Raw genomic sequence first — 24,396 nt, forward strand, 5'->3', positions numbered from 1 at the left:
TCCCCGGGCGATGACAAGGTTACGCCGGAGCTCCCGGGGTCCGGGGAGGGCGAGAGGGGAGTGGTCCCCCTGCCCGTCTCCGGGCTGCGCAGCGACCTCGGCGCCCTGCCGGCCGCGTAAGAGATCCGGTCGGAGAGAGCCCTCGTCAACCCGCCACGGGCACCGTCAGCCCGCGAGCGTCCCCGTCAGCTCGGCGGCCCGGTGCGCGGCACCGACGATGCCGGCGTTGTTGCGCAGCACCGCGGGCACCATGGGCGCGCGGGTCTCGATCAGAGGCAGGAACTTCTCGTGCTGCCGGCTCACCCCGCCACCGACGACGATGAGGTCCGGGGAGAACAACTTCTCCACCACCGTGTAGTACTTCTGCAGGCGCTTCGCCCACTTCTTGTACGACAGGTCCTCGCGCTCGCGCGCCGCCGAGGAGGCGCGCGACTCGGCGTCGTGTCCGTCGATCTCCAGGTGCCCCAGCTCGGTGTTGGGGACGAGCTTGCCGTCCACCAGCAGCGCGGACCCGATCCCGGTGCCGAGCGTGGTCAGCAGCACCACGCCGTCGACGCCCTTGGCCGCCCCGTAGAAGGCCTCGGCCACGCCGGCGGCATCGGCGTCGTTCATCGCGATCACCGTGCGGCCGAGCTGCTCGCGCACGGCGTCGGCGACGTTCATCCCGACCCACCCCTGATCGAGGTTCGCCACGAAGGGCAGCCCACCGTGGCTGACGGGGGCGGGAAAGGTGAGGCCGACCGGGACGTCGTCGTCCTCGTCGAAGCGGTCGAGGAGCTGACCGACGACGTCGATGACGGCGGTCGGCGTCGACGGCTGCGGGGTGAGGATCTTCTGGCGCTCGGTCGTCAGCTCGCCGGTGGCGAGCTCGACCGGGGCGCCCTTGATCCCCGAACCGCCGATGTCGATGCCGATCGTGTGGGTGGAGGAGCTGGCCATCGTTGGATTCCTTCGGTCTGCGCGGGAGTGCTCGACCGGGATCCTAGGCGAGTGTGAGGATCTCCGGACCGTCGTCCGTGATGAGGATGGTGTGCTCCCACTGCGCGCTGCGCGAACGGTCCTTCGTCACCACGGTCCAGCCGTCGTCCCACTGCTCGCCGTCGGGCTCGCCGAGGGTGAGCATCGGCTCGACGGTGAAGACCATCCCCGGGACGATGACGTCGTCGAAGGCGGGCGCCGAGTCGTAGTGCGGGATGATGAGGCCGGAGTGGAACGCCTCCCCGACGCCGTGCCCGGTGTAGTCGCGCACGACCCCGTACTCGAACCGCCGGGCGTAGGACTCGATGACCCGGCCGATGACGTTGACCGCGCGCCCCGGCCGCGCCGCCTTGATCCCGCGGTGCATGGCCTCCTTCGTGCGCTCGACGAGCAGGCGGGACTCCTCGTCCACGTCGCCGACGAGCACCATGACCGAGGCGTCCCCGTGCACCCCGCCGATGTAGGCGGTGATGTCGATGTTGAGGATGTCGCCGTCGTCGAGGACGGTGGAGTCCGGGATGCCGTGGCAGATGACCTCGTTGACCGACGTGCACAGCGACTTGGGGAAGCCCTGGTAGTGCAGCGAGGACGGGTAGGCGCCCTGCTCCACGAGGAACTCGTGGCCGATGCGGTCGATCTCCTCGGTCGTCACCCCGGGCCGCGCCGCGGCCGCCGTCAGCTCGAGCGCCTGGGCGGCGATGCGGGAGGCGACGCGGATGCGCCCGATCGTGTCGGCGTCCTTGACCTCACCGGCGGTCACCCGCTCGGGACCGGTGCGGCCCACGTACTCGGGGCGGTCGATCGAGGCCGGGACCTCGCGGACGGGGGAGACGGAGCCCTTGGTCAGGGTGCCCCGCGGGGCGCGATCGGCGAGCATGGTGCCCGAGTCTACGGACCGTGGACGCCACCGAGGCCGAGGGAGACCGTCATGAGCACCGGCGAGTACTGGTTCAACCTGCGCACCAAGATCGTCGAGGAGGGCCCCGTGTCACCGGCTGCCGACCGGATGGGGCCCTACGCCACCCCAGAGGAGGCTGCCGCCGCGCTGACGATCGCCGCCGAGCGCAACGAGCAGGTCGACGAGGAGGAGAAGGCCTGGGACTCCTGGGGCGAGGAGGAGGACGACGACGAACGACGCTGACCCGCCCTTGCCGGGGAGCCCGCCGCTCAGCTGTCGAAGGTGTGCTCCGGGCCGGGGAAGCTGCGGTCCTTGACCGCGGCCACGTAGTCGCCGGCCGCGCGGCCCAGCTCCGCGCCGAGCTCGGCGAAGCGGCGGGCGAAGCTCGGTGACCAGTCGGTCATCCCGGCCATGTCGATCCACACGAGCACCTGGCCGTCGCAGCCGGCCCCGGCGCCGATGCCGATGGTGGGGATGTCGACGGCCGCGGAGGCCTGCGCGGCGACCGGGCTCGGCACCATCTCGAGCACGACGGCGACCGCGCCGGCCTCCTCGAGGGCCTTGACGTCGGCGACGAGCCGCTCGGCGCCCTCCTCGCCGCGGCCCTGGATGCGCTTGCCACCGAGCAGGTTCTCGGACTGCGGCGTGAAGCCGACGTGGGCCACCACCGGGATGCCGGCCTGCGTGATGAGGTGGACGTGCTCCGCCCGGTGCGCGCCGCCCTCGAGCTTGACGGCGTGCGCGCCGCCCTCCTTGAGCATGCGGATGCTCGTGGTGAGCGCCTGCTCGGGAGAGACCTCGTAGCTGCCGAAGGGCAGGTCCGCGACGACGAGCGCACGGCTGACGGAACGCGCCACGGACCGCGTGGCGACGACCATCTCGTCGACCGTCACCGGGATCGTCGTGGGGTGGCCGAGCATGTTGTCGCCGATCGAGTCCCCGACCAGGAGGATCTCCGCACCGGCGTCGTCGAGGATGCGGGCGGTGACGGCGTCGTAGGCGGTGAGCATGGCGATCGGCTCGCCGCGCTCCTTCATCTGCCGCAGGTGGTGGACCCGGATCCGTCGCGGCGTGCGTCCCTCGGCGGTCATCGTTCTCCCTCGGTCGTCTCGTGCTCACGCCAGCGTGACGTGACGGGCAGCCGCCGGTCGCGCCCGAAGGCCATCGCGGTCACCTTCGGTCCCAGGGGGTACTGCCGTCGCTTCCACTCCGCACGGTCCACGAGCGAGAGCACCCGGTCAACCACGCCGGGCGCGTGCCCCGCGGCCAGCAGCTCGGCGCGGCCGAGGTTCCGCACGACGTAGTCCTCCAGCACCGGGTCGAGCTCGTCGTACGGCGGCAGGGAGTCGGAGTCCTGCTGGCCCGGCCGCAGCTCGGCCGACGGCGGCTTCTCGATCGAGTTCCACGGGATCGGCACGGGCTCCCCGGCGGCGACCGCGGCCTCGTTGCGCCGGCGGGCCAGCGCCCACACGTCCGACTTCGGCACGTCCTTGATCGGCGCGAACCCGCCGACGGCGTCGCCGTAGATCGTCGAGTACCCCACCGCGAGCTCGGACTTGTTGCCGGTGGCCAGCACGAGGTGGCCCTCCATGTTGGACAGGCCCATGAGGATGACGCCGCGCACCCGCGCCTGGAGGTTCTCCTCGGCCACGCCCGTGAGCTCGACGTTCGCGAGGAACGCGTCGACCATCGGGGCGATGGGCCGGACCCGGTAGTCGAGGCCGATCGCCTCCGCGGAGGCCGCGGCGTCGTCCTTCGAATGGTCCGAGGAGTAGCTCGACGGCATCGACACGCCGACCACCGCCTCCGGGCCGAGCGCGTCGGCGGCGATCGCGGCCACCAGCGCCGAGTCGATCCCGCCGGAGAGCCCGAGGACCACCGAGCGGAAGCCGTTCTTGCGGGCGTAGCCGCGCAGCCCGGACACGCAGGCGGCGTACATCTGCCCGACGTCGTCGGCCTGCTCGTGCACGACCTGCCCCTGCGGCGCACGTACCTCGCGCGTGGCGCTGTCGCCTCCCGCCGCGCCGAGCGCATCGCCGCTGCCCGACAGCTCGACGACGATCTTCGCCTCCTCGAAGCCGGGCGCCCGCGCCACGACCTCGCCGCCGGCGCCGACGACGAAGGAGTGCCCGTCGAAGACGAGGTCGTCCTGCGCGCCGACGAGGTTGCCGTAGAGGACGGGGCAGCCGAGCCGTCCGGCGAGGCCGCGCGCCAGCTGCTGCCGCACCGCTCCCTTGCCGTGCTCGTAGGGGGAGCCGTTGAGCACGAGCAGCGCGTCCAGCCCTGCACCCCCGTACCCGTCGACGGTCCCGCCGCCGCGCCAGATGTCCTCGCAGATGGCCAGGCCCAGGCGGTACCCCTCGACGTCGAGCACGACGGGCTCGCTGCCGGCGTCGAAGATCCGGCTCTCGTCGAAGACCCCGTAGGTGGGCAGGTGGTGCTTGACGTAGGTGGCCACCACCTCGCCGCCGGCGAGGACGGCCGCGCAGTTCGTCGGCCGGCCCGCCGCCGAGGTGCCCAGCGTCCCGAGGACGACGTGGACCCCGCCGAGCCCGTCGTCGGCCAGGTCGCGGGCCAGGCGGCTGAGCGCCTCCGCCGTCGCGGACCGGAAGGAGGCGCGCAGGGCGAGGTCCTCGACCGGGTAGCCCGGCAGCACCATCTCGGGCAGGAGGACCACCCGCGCGCCGTCGGCGGCCGCCTCGGCGACGGCGGAGCGCACCAGGGCGGCGTTGCCGGTCAGGTCTCCCGCACACGGGTCCACCTGGGCGATCGCGAGCGTGAGCGGCATGCCGACCAGCGTAGTCGGGCCCCGACGTCGCGGTCGTGACGTGAGCGTGCCCCGCCCCCCGCGCGTGGGTGACAATGGACCGCCGAGCAACCCAGCGGGAGGAGGCGGGATGGACCGCCAGCAAGAGTTCGTGCTGCGCACCGTCGAGGAGCGCGACATCAGGTTCATCCGCCTGTGGTTCACCGACGTCCTCGGCACGCTGAAGTCGGTCGCGATCGCCCCGGCCGAGCTCGAGGGCGCCTTCGACGAGGGCATCGGCTTCGACGGCTCGGCCATCGAGGGCCTCACCCGCGTCTTCGAGTCCGACATGCTCGTGCGCCCCGACCCCACCACCTTCCAGGTCCTGCCCTGGCGCAGCGAGCACCACGGCGTGGCCCGGATGTTCTGCGACGTGCTGACCCCAGGCGGGGAGCCCGCCCGGTCCGACCCGCGCAACGTGCTGGCGCGCGCCGTCGAGCACGCCGCCCGCGCCGGCTTCACCCCCTATGTCCACCCCGAGATCGAGTTCTACCTCTTCGAGCAGACCGCCGACCCGACGAAGCCGCTCGTCCCCTCCGACCGGGCCGGCTACTTCGACCACGTCGCGCGCGGTTCGAGCCACGACTTCCGCCGCGAGGCGATCACCACGCTCGAGGAGATGGGCATCCCGGTGGAGTTCTCCCACCACGAGGGCGGCCCCGGGCAGAACGAGATCGACCTCCGGTTCGCCGACGCGCTGTCCATGGCCGACAACGTCATGACCTTCCGCACCGTGGTCAAGGAGGTCGCCATGCGGCAGGGCCTGACCGCGACCTTCATGCCCAAGCCCATGCCCGGCCAGCCCGGCTCCGGCATGCACACCCACTTCTCGCTCTTCGAGGGCGACACCAACGCGTTCTACGACCCGGGGCGGGAGTACCAGCTCTCCACCACGGGGCGCCAGTTCATCGCCGGGATCCTCCATCACGCGCACGAGATGGCGGCGGTGACCAACCAGTACGTCAACAGCTACAAGCGCCTGTGGGGCGGCGGCGAGGCCCCGAGCTACGTCAGCTGGGGCCACAACAACCGCTCCGCGCTCGTGCGGGTCCCGGGCTACAAGCCGGGCAAGCCCCAGTCCAGCCGGGTGGAGTTCCGGGCGCTCGACGCCGCGGCCAACCCCTACCTCGCCTTCGCCGTGCTCATCCGCGCCGGCCTCAAGGGCATCGAGGAGGGCTACGACCTGCCCGACCCGGCCGACACCGACGTCTCCACGCTCAGCCGCGGCGAGCGTCGCGCCCTGGGCATCGTCTCCCTGCCGGCCTCGCTCTCGGAGGCCATCGACGCGATGGAGGGCTCCGAGCTGGTCGCCGAGACCCTGGGGGAGGAGACCTTCGACTTCGTCGTGCGCAACAAGCACGAGGAGTGGGAGGCCTACCGCGACCAGGTCACCGCCTACGAGCTCGCCCAGTTCATCCCCTCGCACTGATGACCGGCGGCCGGGTCGTCTCCCGCTCCACGCGTCTGCGGCGCGCGGGCGTGCACGACCCGCGCCGCGGTGAGCAGCTGCTCGACGACCCGGCGCTGGCCCCCTACCTCGACGACGACGTCACCGAGCGGCTCCTCGGCCACCTCGCGCGGGCCGGCAACCCCGACCACGCCCTGCTCACCCTGGTGCGCATCGCCGAGGCGGCCACCGGCACCGAGGGGGAGGCCGCGCTGCGCACGGCCCTGACCGACGACGACGTCGCGCTGGCGCGCCTGGTGGCCGTCGTCGGCGCGTCGCGGCCGCTGGGCGACTCCCTCGTGGCCCGGCCGGAGGACATCGCCCACCTCCACGACCGCCACGGCGAGGTCCCGGTCCTCCAGCTCGAGCCGGAGGACGAACGCACCACGGCGCTGACCGCCGTCGGCGCGGACCCGGCCGAGGAGAACCCGGTGGCCGCCGTCGGCGGGAGCGAGGGGGTGGCGCTCCTGCGGCGCACCTACCGGCGCCGGCTCCTGGAGATCGCGGCCGCCGACCTCACCAGCCGCGACCCGCTGGCCGACCTGCCGCTGGTGGCGGCCTCGATCGCCGACATCGTCGCCGGCGCGCTGGACGCCGCCCTCGCGGTGGCCCGGGCGGACCTGGACGACCACGGGCGCGGCGTGCGGCTGGCCGTGCTCGGCATGGGCAAGACCGGGGGCCGGGAGATCAACTACATCTCCGACGTCGACGTCGTCTACGTCGCCGAGCCGCAGACGGACGTCGGCGGGACGCCGCTGGTCGAGGAGGACCGTGCCCTCGAGGTCGCCACCCGCCTGGCCGGCTCGCTGGCCGAGGCCGTCGGCGGGGTGGCCGACGAGCCCGCGCTGTGGCCCCTGGACGCCAACCTGCGCCCCGAGGGCCAGGACGGCCCGCTCGTGCGCACCCTGGCCAGCCACGTCTCCTACTACGACAGCTGGGCCAAGGGCTGGGAGTTCCAGGCGCTGCTCAAGGCGCGCCCCGTCGCCGGTGACCTCGAGCTGGGGCGCGAGTACTGCCGTGCCATGGCCCCGATGGTGTGGTCGGCGGCCTCCCGGGAGAACTTCGTCGAGGAGGCGCAGACGATGCGCCGCCGCGTCGAGGCCCACGTGCCGGCCAAGCACGCGGCGCGCCAGCTCAAGCTCGGCAAGGGCGGGCTGCGCGACGTCGAGTTCACCGTCCAGCTCCTCCAGCTCGTGCACGGCCGCACCGACGAGACCCTGCGCTCGCGCACCACGCTCGACGCCCTCGCGGCCCTGGCCGAGGGCGGGTACGTGGCCCGCACCGACGCCGCCACCCTCGACCACCACTACCGGTTCCTGCGCCTGCTCGAGCACCGCATGCAGCTGTGGCGCCTGCACCGCATCCAGGTGGTACCCAGCTCGGAGGGCGACCTGGAGATCCTCGGCCGCGCCTTCGGCGCCGAGGGCATCACGAGCGGCGAGGCCCTCGAGCGCGAGTGGCTCGCCGTCAGCCGCGAGGTGCGGCGCCTGCACGAGGAGATCTACTACCGGCCGCTGCTCCCGGCCACCGCGCGCCTCTCCCCGGCCGAGGCCTCCCTGCGGCCCGACGCCGCCGAGGCCCGCATGGCGGTTATCGGCTTCGACGACCCCAAGGGCTCCCTGCGGCACATCGCCGCGCTCACCGAGGGCGTCTCGCGGCGGGCCACGATCCAGCGCCAGCTCCTGCCGGTGATGATCGGCTGGTTCGCCGCCGCCCCCATGCCCGACGTCGGGCTGCTCAACTTCCGCCGGCTGTCGGAGGAGATCGGGGCCACGCACTGGTACCTCGCCCTGCTGCGCGACTCCTCGGCCGCCGCGGAGGCCCTGGCCACGGTGCTGGCCACCTCCCGCTACGTCGGCGACCTGCTGCTCCAGCTCCCCGAGGCGGTCAAGTGGCTCGACGGCGAGGCGGGCCTGGCCCCCCGGCGCCGCGAGGACCTCGCCGGGGAGATCGACGCCATGCTGCGGCGCCGCGACGACGCCGAGGAGGCCGTGGGGCAGGCCCGGTACCTACGGCGGCGCGAGACCACGCGCGCCGCCATCGCCCACATCCTCGAGCGGGCACCGCGCTCGCGGCGCCACGAGCTCTCCGACGTCGCCGACCTCGCCCTCGAGGCCGCCGTCCGGGTAGCCGGCGCCGAGGCGACCGCCCGGGCGGGGCTCGACGAGGCGCCCGGGGAGATCCTCGTCGTCGCGATGGGCCGGCTCGGCGGGCGCGAGGTCGGGTACGCCTCCGACGCCGACGTGCTCTTCGTCCACGATCCCGCCGAGGGCGCGGACGAGAAGGTGGCCGGGGACTGGGCGCTCGACGTCGCCCGGTCCGTGCAGGAGCTGCTGGGGGCCACGAGCGACGAGCCGCCGCTGCCCGTGGACGCCGACCTGCGCCCCGAGGGACGGTCGGGGCCGCTCGTGCGCACCCTGGCCTCCTACGCCGAGTACTACCAGGGGTGGTCCCACGTCTGGGAGCGTCAGGCGCTCCTGCGGGCCCGGCCAGCAGCCGGCTCGCCCGGGCTGGGCCGGCGCTTCGTCGAGCTCGTCGACCCGCTGCGCTACGTGCCCGGCGGGATCGGGGACGACGCCGAGCGGGAGATCCGCCGCATCAAGGGCCGGGTGGAGACCGAGCGCATCCCGCGCGGCGTCCCGCCCAACCGGCACCTCAAGCTTGGCCCGGGCGGGCTGGCCGACGTCGAGTGGACCGTGCAGCTGTGGCAGCTGCGCCACGCGGGCGACGTGCCGGCGCTGCGGGTGACCGGCACCGAGGAGGCCCTCGACGCGCTGCGCGAGGAGGGGCTCGTGGGCGCGGAGGACGCGGCGACCCTGCTGCACGCCTGGCGGCTGGCGGGCCAGGTGCGCGACGCGATCGTGCAGGTGACGGGTCGGACCACGGGGCCGAAGGTGGACGTGCTGCCGCACGGCGTCGAGCCGTTGGAGACCGTGGCGCGGATGCTCGGCTACGAGGCAGGGCGTCGGCAGGACCTCGAGGAGGACTACCTGCGGGCGGTGCGACGCTCCCGCGCGGTCGTCGAGCGCCTCTTCTGGGGGTAGCGGCCGTACGCCTCATCCATCGAGAACAGCGCCCGCTCTCTTCCGCGAGAACATGCCTTGTGTATCGAGAGCATGCCCGCGGCCCATCGCTTCGAGACAGGACCCATGTTCTCGACGGGAATGAGGGGCGCGCGGCCCGGGCTCAGCCGCCGAAGGCGAGGTCCACGAGCCAGTAGGCCACGAGGAAGGCGACGACCGCCCCGAGGAAGGTCAGCAGGATCCGCAGCCGACCGCGCTGCTGGGGTCCGCCCGAGGGGCGCCTGGCTGCCATGGCCCCACGGTACCGGCGGGACGGCGTCATGGAGCGTCCGAGCACAGGGTTCTCGGCGATCGGCGTTGCCCCGGGTGCGTGCGGCCACAGCGCGGCGGGGACGCGCCTGGGACACTGGACCCCATGCGTCTCATTCTCGTCCGGCACGGTCAGACCGACTCCAACGTCATCCACGCGCTCGACACCGAGGCGCCCGGCGCCTCGCTCACCGAGCTCGGCCGCCGGCAGGCCGAGGCGCTCGTCCCCGAGCTCGCCCACGAGGAGATCGAGTCCATCTGGGTCTCGAACCTCGTGCGCACCCACCAGACGGCCGCTCCGCTGGCCGCCGCCCGAGGGCTCGAGCCCGTCGAGCGCGAGGGGCTGCGCGAGATCATCGCCGGCGACCTGGAGATGCGCAACGGCGAGGAGGACGTCCGCACCTACCTCGCCGCGATCATGGGCTGGACGCAGGACCCGGACAGCCGGATGCCCGGGGGCGAGTCGGGGCGCGAGATGATGGCCCGCTACGACGCGGTGGTCGAGGAGATCGTGGCGACGGGGCAGTCCACGGCCGCGATCGTCTCCCACGGCGCGGTCATCGTGGCCTGGGCGGCGGCCACCGTCGAGGTGCCGCGCGAGTTCCTCGGCCGGGCGATCTCCAACACGGGGGTCGTCATCATCGAGGGCGACCCGCGGTCGGGCTGGCAGCTGGTGCGCTGGGAGTCGCACGCCCTGGGCGGACCGGGTGTGTCCGACGTCGAGAACGACGGCCCGGCCGGCTACCCCGACGAGCAGCACACGGACTCCCTGGCGGTGGCCGGGAGCGGCTACCGCGACGAGGCCGAGGGGACCGCCGCCGCCGACTGAGGCAGCGGCGGCGGTCACCGCCGCGACGTCACCAGCGGTAGTTCGTGCCGTAGGCGAAGTTGGTGTACATGCCGATGTGCGTGTAGAAGTTCATCGCGCCGAACAGCAGGAGCGCGATGCCGCCGAGCAGGATCGCCCAGTGGGCCCACCGCAGCAGGCCGGGCTTCTTGGCCCAGAACGTGATCGCGAAGAGCAGGGCGCCGACGGCGATGACGCCCCACAGGCCGCCCAGGAACAGGGCCTCGATCCACGGCAGGTGGCCGAACCGGCCGGTGATCGGCTCCTCGGGCGGCGCGGCGCCGAGCTGGAAGCGCACGAAGGTGACGGCGAGGACGGCCATGCCCAGGCCGAGGGCGCCGACGAAGATGCTCGCCGGCTTGAAGCCGCGCAGCGTCGCCTCGGCGGCGGCGTCGGTCATGCCCTCGCCCTCCCCGGCGAAGGCGCTGCGGTGACGCCACAGGTAGACGGCGGCGAAGGCCAGCAGGGCGCCGAAGCCGGCAGCGGGCTGACCGAAGGCGATGTTGTAGTACTCGAAACCGGGCGCCTCGTAGGGCCAGGTCATCGTGGTGTGCAGGCCGGTGACGAGCAGCAGCAGGCCGGTGACACCGAAGAAGGCGGCCCACCCCTCGCTGTCGATCGCCCTGCGCCTGAGGAGGTTGCCCAGAAACAGGGCGAACCCGATGAGACCGGCTCCCGCCGTGATGGCGATGAGCTCGTTGTAGACGACCATGCCGCCCACCTTCCTTCTGTTCAGATGTCTCGCCGCGGCACCCGGGGGAGTGCGTGCGGTGGGGGAGTGGTACGGCTCCCACCTGGGCAGAACGTCGCGGCGTGGGCGATATTCCCGACTTGTTCTGTCCGGGTCGGTGGTCCGCTTCACCGCGCCGTGTCCTTGTCGCGCACGACGATCCGCGCACGACGAACCGCGCACGACGAACGACGCCCGACGGCGGAGCCCGGGCTGGACTCCGCCGTCGGGCGGGTGGGTGGTTCCTCGTCCGGGAGGTCCCGGACCGAGAGAAGGGGCTACGGCACGAGGATGCCCCGGCCGACCAGGCGGCCGTTGTCGAGGTCGTTGATCGCGGTGGCGTAGTCGGCGAGGTCGTAGACCGACGTGTGCAGGGAGATCTTGCCCTGGGCGGTGAGGATCATCAGCTGGTCGAGGTCCTCGTACGTACCGACCAGGTTGCCGATGACGTTGATCTCGCGCGAGATGATCCCGATCGTCTCGAGCTGGACCGTCCCGCCGTAGCCGATGACGTAGTAGTCGCCCTGGTTGCGGATGAGGTTCGGGCCGAGCAGCTCCATGCCCTGCTCGCCGACGAAGTCGAGCACGACGTGCGCGCCGCCGCCGGTGATGTCGTGGATCTGCTTGGTGACGGCGTCGGTGTCGCCGGAGGCGAGAACCGTGTGGTGGGCGCCGATGGACCTCGCCAGCTCGAGCGCCTGCTCGGACCGGTCGAGGACCGTGATCTCGGCGGGGGTGAGCGCCACGAGGGACTGGATCCCGATGTGCCCGAGGCCGCCGGAGCCGATGACGACGACGTGCGTGCCCGGGTGCAGGCGCGGGGCCGCCTTGCGGACCGCGTGGTAGGCGGTCAGGCCCGCGTCCGCGAGCGCGGCGATGTCCCTCGGCTGTAGCGACGGGTCGAGCTTGACGACCGCCCGCGCGTTGGTCTTCATGTACTCGGCCATGCCGCCCTCGGCGTTCAGCCCGGGGAACGAGGCGTTCGTACAGTGCGAGTCGTTGCCCCGGCGGCACTCGGGGCACAGTCCGCAGGTGACGAGCGGGTGCATGATGACCGTGTCGCCGACCGCCACGTTCGACACCGCCGACCCGACGGCGTGGACCCACCCCGAGTTCTCGTGGCCGATCGTGTACGGCAGCGTGGGGTTCTGGATCGGGTCCCACTGCCCCTCGATGATGTGCAGGTCGGTGCGGCACAGCCCGGCCGCCCCGATCTTCACGATGACGTCCCAGGGACCCGTGATCTCGGGTTCCGGGACGTCGTCCAGCTTGGGCATCTCCTCGTACGCGTGCACACGCACGGCCTTCATGACGATCTCCCTCGTGTCGACATTGACGGGACAGCGTGCGCTCACCGTATGACCAGGTGATGCGGGGCACAAGAGTGCGCGCGCGACACCGGCAGGCGCGGCCCGGAGCTGCCGACCTATTCTCGGAAGACCGTCCTGCACGGACGGTGCACCGCTGACCGACGACGCCCAGGAGGCACCATGACCACCGCTCGAGCCCGCACCATCGGCCTGCACATCGCCGACGTCCTGGGGCGCTATGTCGACGCCATCCCCGAGGGCCAGGGGCTCACGCTGCTCGACGAGATCAAGCTGACCGTCGCCGGTACCGCGGCCGCGCCGGCGGTCAACCTCGCTCGCCTCGGTGTGCCGGTCGCGACCACCGGCGTCGTGGGGGAGGACGCGCTGGGGCAGTTCGTCCGGGACCAGATGACCCGCGAGGGCGTGGACGTGACCGGGCTGCGCGCCGACTCCGGCGCCCCGACGTCCGCCTCGATGCTCAACATCCGCCGGGACGGCTCGCGTCCCGCGCTGCACGTGGTCGGCGCCAACGGTCTGCTCTCCCCGCAGGACCTCGGCGACGAGATCCTCGAGGGCATCGAGCACATCCACCTCGGCGGCGTCGGCCTCATGCCGGGCATCGACGGGGCGCCGAGCGTCGAGTTCCTCACCCGCGTCAAGGAGCGGGGCATCACCGTGACGGTCGACCTGCTCCCGACCGACGGCGGCGACTCGGACCACGCGGCGCTCGACCCGATCCTGCCGCTGGTGGACTACATCCTCCCCTCCGACGCCGACTCCCTGCTCCTGACCGGTGCCGACACCTTCGCCGACGCCGCCCGTTGGTTCCTCGACCGCGGTGTCGGTACCGCGATCATCACCCTCGGCGCGGAGGGCGTGTCCATCAGCACCAAGGACGGCATCGACGCCCGCATGCCCACCACGGCGGTCGACGTCGTCGACACCACCGGCTGCGGCGACGCCTTCGCCTCGGGCTTCATCCGTGGGCTCCTCGACGGCGAGCCCGTCGAGGAGGCCGCCCGCCTCGGCATGGCCTGCGGCTCGCTCGTGGCCACCGGCCTCGGTTCCGACGCCGGGCTGGAGTCCTACGAGCAGGCCCGCGAGTTCCGGACGAGCATCCCCGCCGCCTGACACGACCGTCCCGGTCGCCTGACACGACGAACCGGCCCCTGACCCGCATCCACGCAGGTCAGGGGCCGGTCCGTGCGGCCGTCGGGCCTAGATGTCGTAGTACAGCTCGAACTCGTGCGGGTGCGGACGCAGGCGGATCGGGTCAATCTCGTGCGTGCGCTTGTAGTCGATCCACGTCTCGATGAGCTCGGGGGAGAAGACGTCGCCCTCGGTGAGGTAGTCGTTGTCCTCCTCGAGCGCGCGTAGCGCGGCGCCGAGCGACTCGGGCACCTGGGCGATCTGCGCGTGCTCCTCGGGCGGGAGCTCGTAGAGGTCCTTGTCGATCGGCTCCGGCGGCTCGATGCGGTTCTTCACGCCGTCGATGCCGGCCATGAGCATCGCCGAGAACGCGAGGTAGGGGTTGGAGCTCGGGTCCGGCACGCGGAACTCCACGCGCTTGGCCTTCGCCGAGGATCCCGTGACGGGGATGCGGATGCAGGCCGAACGGTTGCGCGCCGAGTAGACGAGGTTGACCGGTGCCTCGTAGCCCGGCACGAGCCGGTGGTAGGAGTTGAGCGACGGGTTGGTGAAGGCCAGCAGCGAGGGCGCGTGGTGGAGGAGACCGCCGATGTACCAGCGGGCCATGTCCGAGAGCCCGCCGTAGCCCTGCTCGTCGTAGAACAGCGGCTCGCCGTCCTTCCACAGGGACTGGTGGCAGTGCATGCCCGACCCGTTGTCCCCGAAGAGCGGCTTGGGCATGAAGGTCGCCGAGCGCCCGTACTCCCAGGCCACGTTCTTGATGACGTACTTGAACTTCATGACGTCGTCGGCGGCGGCGCGCAGCGAGTCGAAGCGGTAGTTGATCTCCTGCTGGCCGGCGGTGCCGACCTCGTGGTGGGCGCGCTCGACCTTGAGCCCCACCTCGGACATCACCCGCACCATCTCGTCGCGCAGGTCGGCGAAGTGGTCGTTCGGCGGGACGGGGAAGTACCCGCCCTTGAACCGGGTCTTGTACCCCAGGTTGCCGCCCTCCTCCCGGCTGCCGGTGTTCCACGCGGCCTCCTCGGAGTCGATGTGGTAGAAGCTCGACTGCGCCGAGGTCTGGAAGCGCACGTCGTCGAAGAGGTAGAACTCCGCCTCGGCGCCGAAGAAGGCGGTGTCGGCGATGCCCGTCGAACGGAGGTAGGCCTCTGCCTTGGAGGCGACCGTGCGCGGGTCGCGGTCGTAGGCCTGCGAGGTGAAGGGGTCGACGATCGAGAAGTTGAGCACGAGCGTCTTCTGCGCGCGGAAGGGGTCGACGAAGGCGGAGCCGATGTCCGGCACGAGCTTCATGTCGGACTCGTGGATCGCCGTGAACCCGCGGATCGAGGAGCCGTCGAACATGAGGCCCTCGGTGAAGGCGTCCTCGTCGAACGTCTCGACCGGGATGTTGAAGTGCTGCATCACCCCGGGCAGGTCGCAGAACCTGACGTCGACGAACTTGACGTCCTCGTTGCGGGTGAAGGCGATCGCCTCTTCGGGGGATGAGAACATCCGTGTCTCCTCGTTCGCGTGCACCGCCGGGGGCGGCTGGACTTGTGTGACGCTAGACCCGAGGAGTTTCCCTGCCGTCTCCCGAGTGTGTCCGCCATGTTACGGGGCGATCGGCCACCTCCCCGGACCGCCCGTAGGATGAGGCGATGCCCGACGCCGACCCCACCTCCGCGCGCCCCGTGCGCGGCGCGAGGGGCTCGGCCTCGTCAGGCGGCGGCCGTGGCCGGACGGGCGGCAGCGGGAACGGCGGCGCGCGTGGCGGTGTCCGTCGCGCGGACCTCGCCCCCTTCGGCCGGCGGGTCGGAGCCCTCGTCGTCGACTGGGCGATCGCCATGGCGATCTCGTACGGCTTCTTCGGCGGTGACGCGATGGCGATCCTCGGCGTCTTCGCCGCCCAGCGGATCCTCGTCGGCGGGCTGGGCGGCTCCTCGATCGGGCACCGGCTCCTCGGCCTGCGGCTGGTCGCCCCCGACGGCGGCCGCGCCACCTTCGTGGGCGCGGTCGTGCGGACCGTGCTGCTGTGCCTCGTCCTGCCCCCGCTGTGGCGGACCCTCGACGGCGTGCCCCTGCACGACGACCTCGCCCGCACCCGGCTCGTCCGCGTGCCGTAGGGGTGGGCTGAGCGGCCCGATGCAGGCGGGCTGAGCGGCCCGACGCAGGTGGGCGACTGCCGGACGACCGGTCAGCGGCCGCGCATGGCCTTGCGGTCGGGGCGGGCCTTGTTGGGGTCGATGCCCTTGGGCACGGACTGGCGGATCCCGCCCAGCGCGGTGAGGCGCTTGGTGACCGCCGCGATCTCGGCCGCGGTGAGCTTCGAGCCGCCGAGCCGCTTGATGGCGCGGACCAGGTCGGGCAGCGGGATCTGGCCCTCCCCGCGGCCGGACTGGACGAGGTGGACCGTGACGCCCGGGGCCACGCGCGACACCTTCTTGCGCTCCTCCTCGAGCATCCGGGTCACGCGGTGCGGCGGCCCCTCGGAGACGAGCACGATGCCCGGCTTGCCGACGGTGCGGAAGACGAGGTCCTGGTGCTTGGGGTGGAAGGCGACCGGCTCGTCCTCGACGTACCAGCCGCGCCCGAGCTGACCCATCGCCGCCGAGGCGGCACCGAGCTGGCCCTCCACGCGGGCGTACGCGGCGACCCGGGTGAGCCGGCCGAGCACGATGAGCACGGCGATGATGCCGAGCAGCACACCGACGATCCCCAGGTAGACCGGGTGACCGATCGCGAAGCCGATCCCGATCATGATCCCGAGGACCGCGACGAAGACGCCGAGGAGGATGATCGGGGTCGCCGGGCGGTGCTCGGCGGTGATCTTGTAGGCCTCGGCGAAGCTGTGGTACCACCGCTTCTTCTTGGGCTTGGGGGTCTTCTGCTCGCCGTCGTCGGCGTTCTTCCGGGTGCGGGCCATGATGCGCACCAGGGTACCCGCTGGAGCGGGGGCCCCCGGGGGCGGCAGCGGTGACGTCGGGCCCGCCCGGTTGGGTGCCGACGCTCCCGCGGGTGCACTATGGTCGACGGCGCGGGCTCGACCGTGCCCGACGACGGGCCTCGCGGCCGGGACGGAGCTAGGATGCACGGCACAGGCCCCCAGGCATCGGCCGGGCGGCGGTGGCGAGGGCTCCTCATCGTCGCCATCGTCGCCGTCTGGCTCGTCATCGGCGGCGTCGGTGGCCAGTACATGGGGCGCCTGTCCGAGGTCCAGGAGAACGACCCGTCGCTGTTCCTGCCCGGCTCGGCCGAGTCCGTGCGGGCCGCCGAGGCGGCCGAGGACTTCACCGACACCAGCAGCCTGCCCGTGCTGCTCGTCGTCCGACCGGCCTCCGGTGACGCGATGTCCGAGGCCGACCTGGCCGCGACCGACGAGCTCGCCGGGGCCGCCTCCGCCGCCACGCTCAGCGACGGTCGTGCCGTCGAGGAGGTGCTCACCGCGCCACCCGTCGTCGTGCCCTCCGCCGACGGCGCGGCCGCCATGGTGGTCCTCGGCATCGACACCACGCTGGCCGAGGAGACGCTGCCCGACGGGGAGGACGTCGTGGGCTCGGTCGTCACCGAGGTGCGGGGCGCCGTCGCTCAGGGCCTGGCGGAGGGTGACCTCGAGGGCTGGGTGACGGGGCCGGGCGGCTTCGCCGCCGACCTCTCCGCGGCCTTCGGCTCGGTCGACCTCGTCCTGCTGCTCACCGCCCTCGTCGTCGTGCTCGTCATCCTCCTGCTCGTCTACCGCTCGCCGCTGTTGCCGTTCGCGGTGCTGGCCACCGCGGTGTTCGCGCTCGCGCTGGCCGGGCTCATCGTCTACCTGCTGGCCGACGCCGGCGTGGTCCAGCTCAACGGTCAGACGCAGGGGATCATGTCGATCCTCGTCATCGGCGCCGCCACCGACTACTGCCTGCTGCTGGTCGCCCGGCACCGCGAGGAGCTGGGCCGCCACGAGGACCCCTTCGACGCCATGCGGGCCGCCTGGCGCGCCACGCTGCCGCCGGTGGCCGCCTCCGCGGGGACCGTGGCGCTCGGGCTGCTGTGCCTGCTGCTGTCCGACCTCGGCTCGAACGCCTCGCTCGGGCCCGTCGCGGCCGTGGGGATCGCGGCCGCCCTCGTCGCCTCGCTGACGATGCTGCCGGCGCTCCTGCTGCTGGGCGGCCGTCGCTCCCGCGCGGTCTTCTGGCCGCGCGTGCCCCGGACGGGTACGGACGGCGACGCCGGACCGGCCCCCGAGGACGCGCGCGGCCTGTGGGGCACGATGGCCCGCGTCGTCGGCCGTCGGGACCGGCGCATGTGGGTGGTGACCTCGCTGGCGCTGCTCGTGGCGGCGGCGTTCGTCGTCACGCTCGAGGCGGACGGGACGAGCGAGTCCGACGTGTTCCTCGCCTCCTCCGAGGCCGTCGACGGTGAGGAGGTGCTCGCCGAGCACTTCCCGGCGGGTGCCGTCGAGCCGCTCACGGTGGTGGCCGACGCCGACCTGGTCGAGGAGGTCGTCGCGGCGGCCGGCGAGGTCGAGGGGGTCGACACCGTCACCCCGACGAGCGAGGAGTCCCAGGCCGGCAGCCCCGAGGGTGGGGCGCCGGGCGGCGGCCCGGAGGGCGGGGCGGAGCCGCTCGTCGTCGACGGGCGGGTCCTCGTGGAGGTGACCACGGCCGCGCCGGCCGACTCCGAGGAGGCGATCGACGCCGTCGTCGCGCTGCGCGACGCCGTGCACGAGGTGGACCCGGACGCCCTGGTCGGCGGCGCGGCCGCCGAGACGCTCGACACGCGCACGACGTCGGAGCGCGACCTCGTGGTCATCATCCCCACGGTGCTCGTCGTCATCCTCCTCACCCTCGTGGTGCTGCTGCGCTCCGTGGTGGCACCCGTGCTGCTGCTCGCGGCCAACGTGCTCAGCTTCGGCGCGGCGATGGGGATCGTCGCGCTCATCTTCAACCACGTGCTCGTCCTGCCCGGGGCGGACCCGACGGTGCCGCTGTTCGGTTTCGTCTTCCTCGTGGCGCTCGGGATCGACTACACGATCTTCCTCATGACCCGGGCGCGCGAGGAGTCCCTGCGCCTCGGCACGCGCCGCGGGGTCCGGCGCGCGCTCGCCGCCACCGGCGGGGTGATCACGTCCGCCGGGGTCGTGCTCGCCGCGACCTTCGCTGCCCTGGGCGTCGTCCCGCTGCTGTTCCTCCTCCAGCTGGCCGTCATCGTGGCGCTCGGCGTGCTCGTCGACGCCCTCGTCGTGCGGACCCTGCTCGTGCCGGCGCTCGTGCACGACATCGGCCGGGCAGTGTGGTGGCCGCGCACGTCCGCCTTCCCCGCCGACGACGAGGGACGCGGCGAGGCCAGGCCCGCACCTGTGGAGAACTCCGCGCGGACCTGAGCGGACCTGCTTCGCTGGTGCCATGGCACGGGGGCAGACGGCGGGCGGCGCGGGGACCGCGCAGGTGCCCGGCTACCGGCTCTCCCGACCGCTGTCCGGCGGATCGGGCCGGGTGTTCAGCGCGACCGGCGACGAGACCGGCGCGCCGGTCATCGTCTCCCTCGTCGACCTGCCCGAGGGACGCGCGGGCGAGGCGCTCCGGCGGCGGCTGGCCACGCTGCGCACCGCACCGCACCCGCACCTGCCGCGCGTGCTCGACGTCGTGGCGCTCGGGGAGAGGCAGGCCGCCTTCGTCGCCGAGGTCGTTCCCGGGGCGGCCCTGGCTTCCGTGCGGGTGGCCCGCGGCGAGCTCAGCCTGCCCGAGGTGGCCGGGGTGCTCACCGACGTCGGCTCGGCGCTGGCGCACCTGGCCGCCGCGGGCATCGTGCACGGCGACGTCTCGCCGGCCAACGTCGTCGTGTCCACGACGGGCACGACCGTGCTGGTCGATCTCGTCGGCGACGTCACCGTCGAGGAGGGCACCCCCGGGCACGTCCCGCCCGAGCGGCTGGCCGGGGGACCGGCCACGCCTGCCGGCGACGTCTACGCCCTGGGCATGCTCGTGCGCGGCCTGCGCCCGGGTGACGCGGAGGTCGAGCGCCTCACCGGCGAGGCCTGCGCCGAGGACCCCGCGCGGCGGCCGGGCGCAAGGGCGCTGGCCGCCCGCGCCGCCGAGCTGGGCGGGCGCTCCGGCGTGCGGCTGCCCGCGGGCGCCGACATGGCCGGTGCGCTGCTGCGCGAGGGTGCCCTGCGGGAGGCCACCGCGCACGCCCCGCGTCGCCGCTCCCGCCGAGGGCGGGGGGCCGCGATCAGGGCTGGCGCCCGGACACCGGGACGGAGGCGCGGTCGGCCGGACGGTGCGCGCGGCGGCGGCCGGAGGACCACGCGGTGGCCGCGGGTGGCGGTCATGCTCGCGGCCCTGGTGGTGCTCGTCGTCGGCGGCGCGTCCGTCATGCACGCCCTCGGTGGCGCGGAGGGCACGGCGGACGGGTCGGCTGCGGAGGAGAGTGCCGAGGGAGCGGCTGCCGCGGCGGCGGACGAGCGGGCAGACGCGGCCGCGGCCGATCCGACTCTGGATCCGGCGGGGGAGCCTGCGCAGTCGCCCTCGGGCGCGCCCGCCGAGGATCCGGCCGACGCCGACGCCGACGCCGACGCCGACGCCGACGCCGACACAGACGCTGACCACGGCGCCGAGGCCGACCCCGGCGCCGAGCCCGACCCCGAGGCCGTACCCGACCCCGACGACCCGGCCGAGGCCGCGGCGGAGGCCTTCGACGTCGTCGCCGAGGTCGTCGCTCGCCGCGAGGCCGCGCTGCTCGCCGGCGACGTCGACGCGCTGGCGGGAGCCACCGTCGAGGGCTCGCCGGCCCGGGCCGCCGACGCGCCGCTGGCCGAGGCACTGGGCACCACGACGATCGAGGACCTGCACACCGAGGTGACCAGCGTCGTCGTCACCGACGGCGCGACCGGGGCGGGACGGCTCGTCGCCGAGGTCGCGCTCACCCAGTCCGACTGGCGATCGATCGCCGGCGGGACCACCACCGCCCACCCCGGGGCGAGCGTGTGCAGCGAGCTCACCCTCGAGCAGGTCGGGCCGACCTGGGCGGTCGCCGACGCTCGGGCCTGCGCGTCGGGGTGAGGACACCGGCGGCCAGTCCATCGTGCGCGCCCGCGGACGGCGGACCGCCGTCGGGGCGAGGACCTGGGGGGATAGCCTGCCACGGTGACCCGACGCGGACTGACCCCCCGGTCGCCGTCCAGCGTCGTCGCGGTCCTCGCGCTGGCGGGCATGACGGCGTCGTTCATGATGACCCTCCTCATCCCCATCCAGTCGGAGCTGCCCGAGCTGCTCGACTCCTCGCGGGAGGTCACCGCCTGGGCCGTGACGATCACGCTGCTGGTCTCGGCGGTGTGCACCCCGATCTCCGGCCGGCTGGGCGACATGTACGGCAAGCGGCGCGTCGCCCTGGTCCTCATGGGTGTGCTCGCGTTCGGCTCGGTGGTCGCCGCGATCTCCACCGCCGCCTGGGCACTCATCGTCGGCCGCGGCCTGCAGGGCGTCGGCATGGGCGTCATCCCCCTGGGCATCTCCATCCTGCGCGACGTCATGCCACCCGCCCGCATGGGCGGGGCCGTGGCGCTGGTCAGCGCCACCCTGGGCGTCGGCGGCGCGCTCGGCCTGCCCATCAGCGCCTTCGTCACCGAGCGCGCCGACTGGCACGTCCTGTTCTGGGTCGCCGCCGCCCTGGCGCTGGTCGTCCTCGCGCTCATGGCCCGGTTCGTGCCGCCGAGCACCCTGCGCACCGGCGGCCGGATCGACGTCGTCGGCGTCGTCGGTCTCGCCGCCGGCCTGACCGGGGTGCTGCTGGCCATCTCCCGCGGCGGGGACTGGGGCTGGACCGCGCCGGCCACCCTGGGCCTGGGGCTCGGCGGGATCGCCGTCCTGCTGGTGTGGGGAGCGTTCGAGCTGCGGGTGCGGGAGCCGCTCGTGGACCTGCGCGTGACCGCCCGGGGAGCGGTCCTCATGACCAACCTCGCGTCGGTGGCCATGGGGTTCGCCCTGTTCGCCGCCAACATCATTTTCCCGCAGCTCCTCGAGCTGCCCGAGCACGTCGGCGGGCTGGGCATGGAGCTCGTCCCGGCGAGCCTGGTCGTCATGCCCTCCGGGCTGGCCATGCTCGCGATGTCCCCGGTGGCCGGCCGGCTCATCGGGGTGTGGGGGCCCAGGTCGCTGCTCGTCGTCGGGGCGCTCATCATCGCCGTCGGCTACGGCGTCGCGGTGCTCGCGCCGACGACCGCCTGGTCCGTGCTGCTCATCAACGTGTTCGTCGGGTTCGGCATCGGCCTCGGCTTCGCGGCCATGCCCACGCTCGTCATGCGCGCCGTCCCCGCCACCGAGACCGGCGCGGCCAACGGGTTCAACACGCTCATGCGCGGGCTGGGCACGACGTCGGCCGCCGCCGCCGTGGCCGCTGTGCTCGCCTCCTCCACGGTCGACGTCGACGGCGTCGCCCTGCCCACCATCGACGGGTTCCGCACGGCGCTGCTCCTCGGCCTGGCGGCGGCGCTGACCGCCGCCGTGCTCGCGAGTCTCATCCCGCGGCACCGCCCGCACGCGGGCGAGCACCCCTCCCTGCCGGCGCAGGAGCGCTGAGCTCGACCGGGCGTGCGCCCCCGTACCGGGACCGGATCCGAGCATCTGCCTTCCCAGCAGACGGCGCGGCCCGTGGCCCGCGTGGCGGGGCTCGGCGGCACCTGCATCGGCCGATACCGGGCGCGGTACGCACACCCCACGTGCCGAGGGTGCGACATCGGCCGACGACCGTCGGTGGCTAGCGCCCCGCGACCAGCCAGCGCGCGGCGTCCTCGACCTCGGGCTGCGCGAAGTCGAAGCCGTCGCGCACGAGTGCGTCCGGCCGCATCCGCTGCGAGGCCAGGACGTCCCCGGCGAACTCGCCGAGCACCACGCGCAGCGCGGGCGAGGGGACGGGCAGCCCGAAGGGCCGGCCCAGCTCGCGGGCGATCGCGCGCAGCACCTCGCGCTGGCGCGCCTCGCCCGGTGCGGCGAGGTTGACCGGGCCGGTGAGCGTGGAGTCGGCCAGGTACAGCTGGGCGCGGACGTGGTCGGCGAGCGTGATCCAGGGCCACCACTGCCGACCACCACCGAGCGGGCCGCCCAGGCCCAGTCGGAGCAGCGGCAGCAGCTGCGCCGTCGCGCCCCCGCGGGGGGCCAGCACGATGCCGGTGCGCAGGAAGGCGGTCGAGACCCCCGCCTCGATCGCCGGGCGGGCCGCGGCCTCCCAGGTCTCGCACACCTCGGCGAGGAAGCCCTCGCCCCGGTCGGCGTCCTCGGTGAGCACGCGCTCGCCGCCGTCCCCGTAGTACCCGACGGCGCTGCCCTGGAGGTAGCGCACGCCGTCGGCGGTGCGGCCGGCCTCCGCGGCCCGTGCCAGCGTCGTGGCGAGCAGCGAGGTGGTGCCCGTGCGCGAGAGCAGCACCTCCTGCCGGTAGGAGCGGGTCCAGCGCCGGTCACCCAGGCCCGCGCCGGCGAGGTTGACCACGAGCGAGGCGCCGTCGAGGGCGCGGTCCTCGAGCTGGGCGTTCTCCGGGTCCCAGGACGTCTCGAGGACACCGCCTCGCGGGTCGGGGGCACCCGCGGTGCGCATGACACGGCGCACCCGCCAGCCCTCGGCGAGCAGCGCCGTCACCAGGGCCTGCCCGATGAGCCCCGAGGAACCTGCGACGACGGCGAGCCGCCGGTCGGCGTCCCTGCCGTGCTCGCTCATGGGTGCTCCGGTCAGCTCGTGCGGGCCAGCAGGAAGGAGGCCTCCTGGCGGGAGCTGCCCTCCTCGGTGAGGTGGCGCAGCGCCTCGGGGACCTCCTGGCCGCGGCGGACCATCGCCTGGCCCCACAGGCGGCCGGCCCGGTAGCTCGACCGCACCAGAGGACCGGCCATGACCCCGAGGTAGCCGAGCTCGGTGGCGATGTCGGACAGCTCGACGAACTCCTGGGGCTTGACCCAGCGGTCGACCGGGTGGTGGCGCAGCGAGGGACGCATGTACTGGTTGATCGTGATGAGGTCGGTGCCGGCCGCGCGGATCATCTCCAGCGCCTCGACGACCTCGTCGAAGGTCTCGCCCATGCCGAGCATGAGGTTGGACTTGGTGACGAACCCGTCCTCCCGCGCGGCGGTGAGGACCGAAAGCGAACGCTCGTAGCGGAAGCCGGGCCGGATGCGGCGGAAGATGCGGGGCACCGTCTCGACGTTGTGCGCGAGCACCTCGGGACGCGAGGAAAAGACCTCGGCCAGCTGATCGGGGTCGGCGTCGAAGTCGGGGATGAGCAGCTCCACGCCGGTGCCGGGGTTGAAGCGGTGGATCTGCCGGACGGTCTCGGCGTAGAGCCAGGCGCCGCCGTCGTCGAGGTCGTCGCGGGCGACGCCGGTGATCGTGGCGTACTTCAGCTCCATCCGGCGCACCGAGCTGGCCACCTTCATGGGCTCGGAGCGGTCGAACGCGGCCGGCTTGCCCGTGTCGATCTGGCAGAAGTCGCAGCGACGCGTGCACTGGGAGCCGCCGATGAGGAACGTCGCCTCGCGGTCCTCCCAGCACTCGTAGATGTTGGGGCAGCCCGCCTCCTCGCAGACGGTGTGCAGGCCCTGGCCGTGGACGAGCTCCTTGAGCTCGTTGTACTCCGGACCCATCGTCGCGCGGGTCTTGATCCATGACGGCTTCTCGCCGATCGGGGTCTGGGCGTTGCGCTGCTCGACGCGCAGCAGCTTCCGGCCGCCCGGGGCCGTGGTCGGGGCCGCGGTCGACGCCGGCGCGGCGGCGGTGCGCCCGGAGGCGGCGGCGTGGGCACCCCCGCAGCCGCAGCCGCCCGACGACCCGCCGCAGCCGCAGCCCCCGCCGGTGGCGCGCACGTCGGTCAGGCCCAGGTCGACCTTGGCCAGCGACCCGCCGCTGCCGGTGGGTGCGTGTGGGGCGGCGGTGGTGGCCGCCGCGGCGACGTCGGGC

20 protein-coding genes are annotated in these 24,396 nt (G+C 73.5%); 9 read left to right on the forward strand and 11 right to left on the reverse strand.

Annotated features, from left to right (window positions below; translation table 11 throughout):
• Positions 1 to 165: 165 nt before the first annotated feature.
• A complete protein-coding gene (ppgK, locus tag AC3D3D_RS00340) occupies positions 166 to 939 on the reverse strand; it encodes a polyphosphate--glucose phosphotransferase (protein ID WP_463661568.1) in 774 nt (257 codons plus the stop codon).
• 43 nt (positions 940 to 982) lie between these two features.
• On the reverse strand, positions 983 to 1,855 hold the full coding sequence (gene map / locus AC3D3D_RS00345; RefSeq protein WP_463661567.1) for a type I methionyl aminopeptidase: 873 nt from the start codon (positions 1,853 to 1,855) through the stop codon (positions 983 to 985).
• Between the two features lie 51 nt (positions 1,856 to 1,906).
• On the opposite strand from map, the gene AC3D3D_RS00350 reads away from it, so the two are divergent.
• Positions 1,907 to 2,119: an SPOR domain-containing protein gene (locus AC3D3D_RS00350; RefSeq protein ID WP_463661566.1), complete on the forward strand. Its 213-nt coding sequence runs from the start codon at positions 1,907 to 1,909 to the stop codon at positions 2,117 to 2,119.
• Positions 2,120 to 2,145: 26 nt separating this feature from the next.
• Here the strand turns inward: AC3D3D_RS00350 and panB are convergent, their stop codons facing one another.
• Together panB and AC3D3D_RS00360 are read right to left on the reverse strand one after the other, a co-directional pair.
• Complete coding sequence (gene panB / locus AC3D3D_RS00355) at positions 2,146 to 2,967, reverse strand: 3-methyl-2-oxobutanoate hydroxymethyltransferase (protein WP_463661565.1); 822 nt, start codon at positions 2,965 to 2,967, stop codon at positions 2,146 to 2,148.
• Positions 2,964 to 4,664 carry an NAD+ synthase gene (locus tag AC3D3D_RS00360; protein ID WP_463661564.1) on the reverse strand — a complete coding sequence of 567 codons (1,701 nt, stop codon included), beginning with the start codon at positions 4,662 to 4,664 and terminating at the stop codon, positions 2,964 to 2,966. Before AC3D3D_RS00360 ends, panB begins: the two co-directional genes overlap by 4 nt.
• A 109-nt stretch (positions 4,665 to 4,773) precedes the next feature.
• Between AC3D3D_RS00360 and glnA (AC3D3D_RS00365) the strand changes: the two genes are divergently transcribed.
• Together glnA (AC3D3D_RS00365) and AC3D3D_RS00370 are read left to right on the forward strand one after the other, a co-directional pair.
• A complete protein-coding gene (glnA, locus tag AC3D3D_RS00365) occupies positions 4,774 to 6,111 on the forward strand; it encodes a type I glutamate--ammonia ligase (RefSeq protein ID WP_463661563.1) in 1,338 nt (445 codons plus the stop codon).
• Positions 6,111 to 9,173: a bifunctional [glutamine synthetase] adenylyltransferase/[glutamine synthetase]-adenylyl-L-tyrosine phosphorylase gene (locus tag AC3D3D_RS00370; protein WP_463661562.1), complete on the forward strand. Its 3,063-nt coding sequence runs from the start codon at positions 6,111 to 6,113 to the stop codon at positions 9,171 to 9,173. The genes glnA (AC3D3D_RS00365) and AC3D3D_RS00370 overlap by 1 nt, the downstream gene beginning before the upstream one ends.
• Positions 9,174 to 9,315: 142 nt before the next feature.
• Here AC3D3D_RS00370 and AC3D3D_RS00375 read toward each other — a convergent pair whose 3' ends face one another.
• Positions 9,316 to 9,444 (reverse strand): hypothetical protein, encoded by a 129-nt coding sequence (locus AC3D3D_RS00375; protein ID WP_463661561.1) that lies wholly within the window; start codon positions 9,442 to 9,444, stop codon positions 9,316 to 9,318.
• Positions 9,445 to 9,567: 123 nt separating this feature from the next.
• Here AC3D3D_RS00375 and AC3D3D_RS00380 point away from each other — a divergent pair, with 123 nt between their 5' ends.
• On the forward strand, positions 9,568 to 10,290 hold the full coding sequence (locus tag AC3D3D_RS00380) for a histidine phosphatase family protein (protein WP_463661560.1): 723 nt from the start codon (positions 9,568 to 9,570) through the stop codon (positions 10,288 to 10,290).
• Between the two features lie 28 nt (positions 10,291 to 10,318).
• On the opposite strand, the gene AC3D3D_RS00385 is transcribed toward AC3D3D_RS00380, so the two are convergent.
• Both AC3D3D_RS00385 and AC3D3D_RS00390 read right to left on the reverse strand, forming a co-directional pair.
• Positions 10,319 to 11,020: a DUF981 family protein gene (locus AC3D3D_RS00385; RefSeq protein ID WP_463661559.1), complete on the reverse strand. Its 702-nt coding sequence runs from the start codon at positions 11,018 to 11,020 to the stop codon at positions 10,319 to 10,321.
• Positions 11,021 to 11,316: 296 nt separating this feature from the next.
• Complete coding sequence (locus tag AC3D3D_RS00390; RefSeq protein ID WP_463661558.1) at positions 11,317 to 12,348, reverse strand: NAD(P)-dependent alcohol dehydrogenase; 1,032 nt, start codon at positions 12,346 to 12,348, stop codon at positions 11,317 to 11,319.
• Positions 12,349 to 12,528: 180 nt separating this feature from the next.
• Here AC3D3D_RS00390 and AC3D3D_RS00395 point away from each other — a divergent pair, with 180 nt between their 5' ends.
• Positions 12,529 to 13,479 (forward strand): carbohydrate kinase family protein, encoded by a 951-nt coding sequence (locus AC3D3D_RS00395; RefSeq protein WP_463661557.1) that lies wholly within the window; start codon positions 12,529 to 12,531, stop codon positions 13,477 to 13,479.
• A gap of 87 nt (positions 13,480 to 13,566) precedes the next feature.
• Here the strand turns inward: AC3D3D_RS00395 and glnA (AC3D3D_RS00400) are convergent, their stop codons facing one another.
• Positions 13,567 to 14,991, reverse strand: coding sequence for a type I glutamate--ammonia ligase (glnA, locus tag AC3D3D_RS00400; RefSeq protein WP_463661556.1), 1,425 nt, complete (start codon positions 14,989 to 14,991; stop codon positions 13,567 to 13,569).
• Between the two features lie 146 nt (positions 14,992 to 15,137).
• On the opposite strand from glnA (AC3D3D_RS00400), the gene AC3D3D_RS00405 reads away from it, so the two are divergent.
• Entirely contained in the window at positions 15,138 to 15,602 is a 465-nt protein-coding gene (locus AC3D3D_RS00405) for an RDD family protein (RefSeq protein WP_463661555.1), read from the forward strand.
• 71 nt (positions 15,603 to 15,673) lie between these two features.
• Here AC3D3D_RS00405 and AC3D3D_RS00410 read toward each other — a convergent pair whose 3' ends face one another.
• Positions 15,674 to 16,402, reverse strand: a complete 729-nt coding sequence (locus tag AC3D3D_RS00410) for a DUF4191 domain-containing protein (protein ID WP_463661554.1) — start codon at positions 16,400 to 16,402, stop codon at positions 15,674 to 15,676.
• A gap of 162 nt (positions 16,403 to 16,564) precedes the next feature.
• On the opposite strand from AC3D3D_RS00410, the gene AC3D3D_RS00415 reads away from it, so the two are divergent.
• The 3 genes from AC3D3D_RS00415 to AC3D3D_RS00425 all read left to right on the forward strand — a co-directional run bounded on the left by AC3D3D_RS00415 (position 16,565) and on the right by AC3D3D_RS00425 (position 22,034).
• On the forward strand, positions 16,565 to 18,841 hold the full coding sequence (locus AC3D3D_RS00415) for an MMPL family transporter (RefSeq protein WP_463661553.1): 2,277 nt from the start codon (positions 16,565 to 16,567) through the stop codon (positions 18,839 to 18,841).
• Between the two features lie 22 nt (positions 18,842 to 18,863).
• Entirely contained in the window at positions 18,864 to 20,519 is a 1,656-nt protein-coding gene (locus AC3D3D_RS00420) for a protein kinase domain-containing protein (RefSeq protein ID WP_463661552.1), read from the forward strand.
• Between the two features lie 150 nt (positions 20,520 to 20,669).
• Entirely contained in the window at positions 20,670 to 22,034 is a 1,365-nt protein-coding gene (locus AC3D3D_RS00425) for an MFS transporter (RefSeq protein WP_488512610.1), read from the forward strand.
• Between the two features lie 178 nt (positions 22,035 to 22,212).
• Here the strand turns inward: AC3D3D_RS00425 and AC3D3D_RS00430 are convergent, their stop codons facing one another.
• The gene (locus AC3D3D_RS00430; RefSeq protein WP_463661550.1) at positions 22,213 to 23,166 is read right to left on the reverse strand and encodes a TIGR01777 family oxidoreductase; all 954 of its coding nucleotides are present in this window, start codon (positions 23,164 to 23,166) and stop codon (positions 22,213 to 22,215) included.
• An 11-nt stretch (positions 23,167 to 23,177) separates the two neighbouring features.
• A complete protein-coding gene (locus AC3D3D_RS00435) occupies positions 23,178 to 24,158 on the reverse strand; it encodes a lipoyl synthase (protein ID WP_463661601.1) in 981 nt (326 codons plus the stop codon).
• Positions 24,159 to 24,396: the final 238 nt, after the last annotated feature.

The organism is Georgenia sp. X1117 (assembly GCF_057784635.1).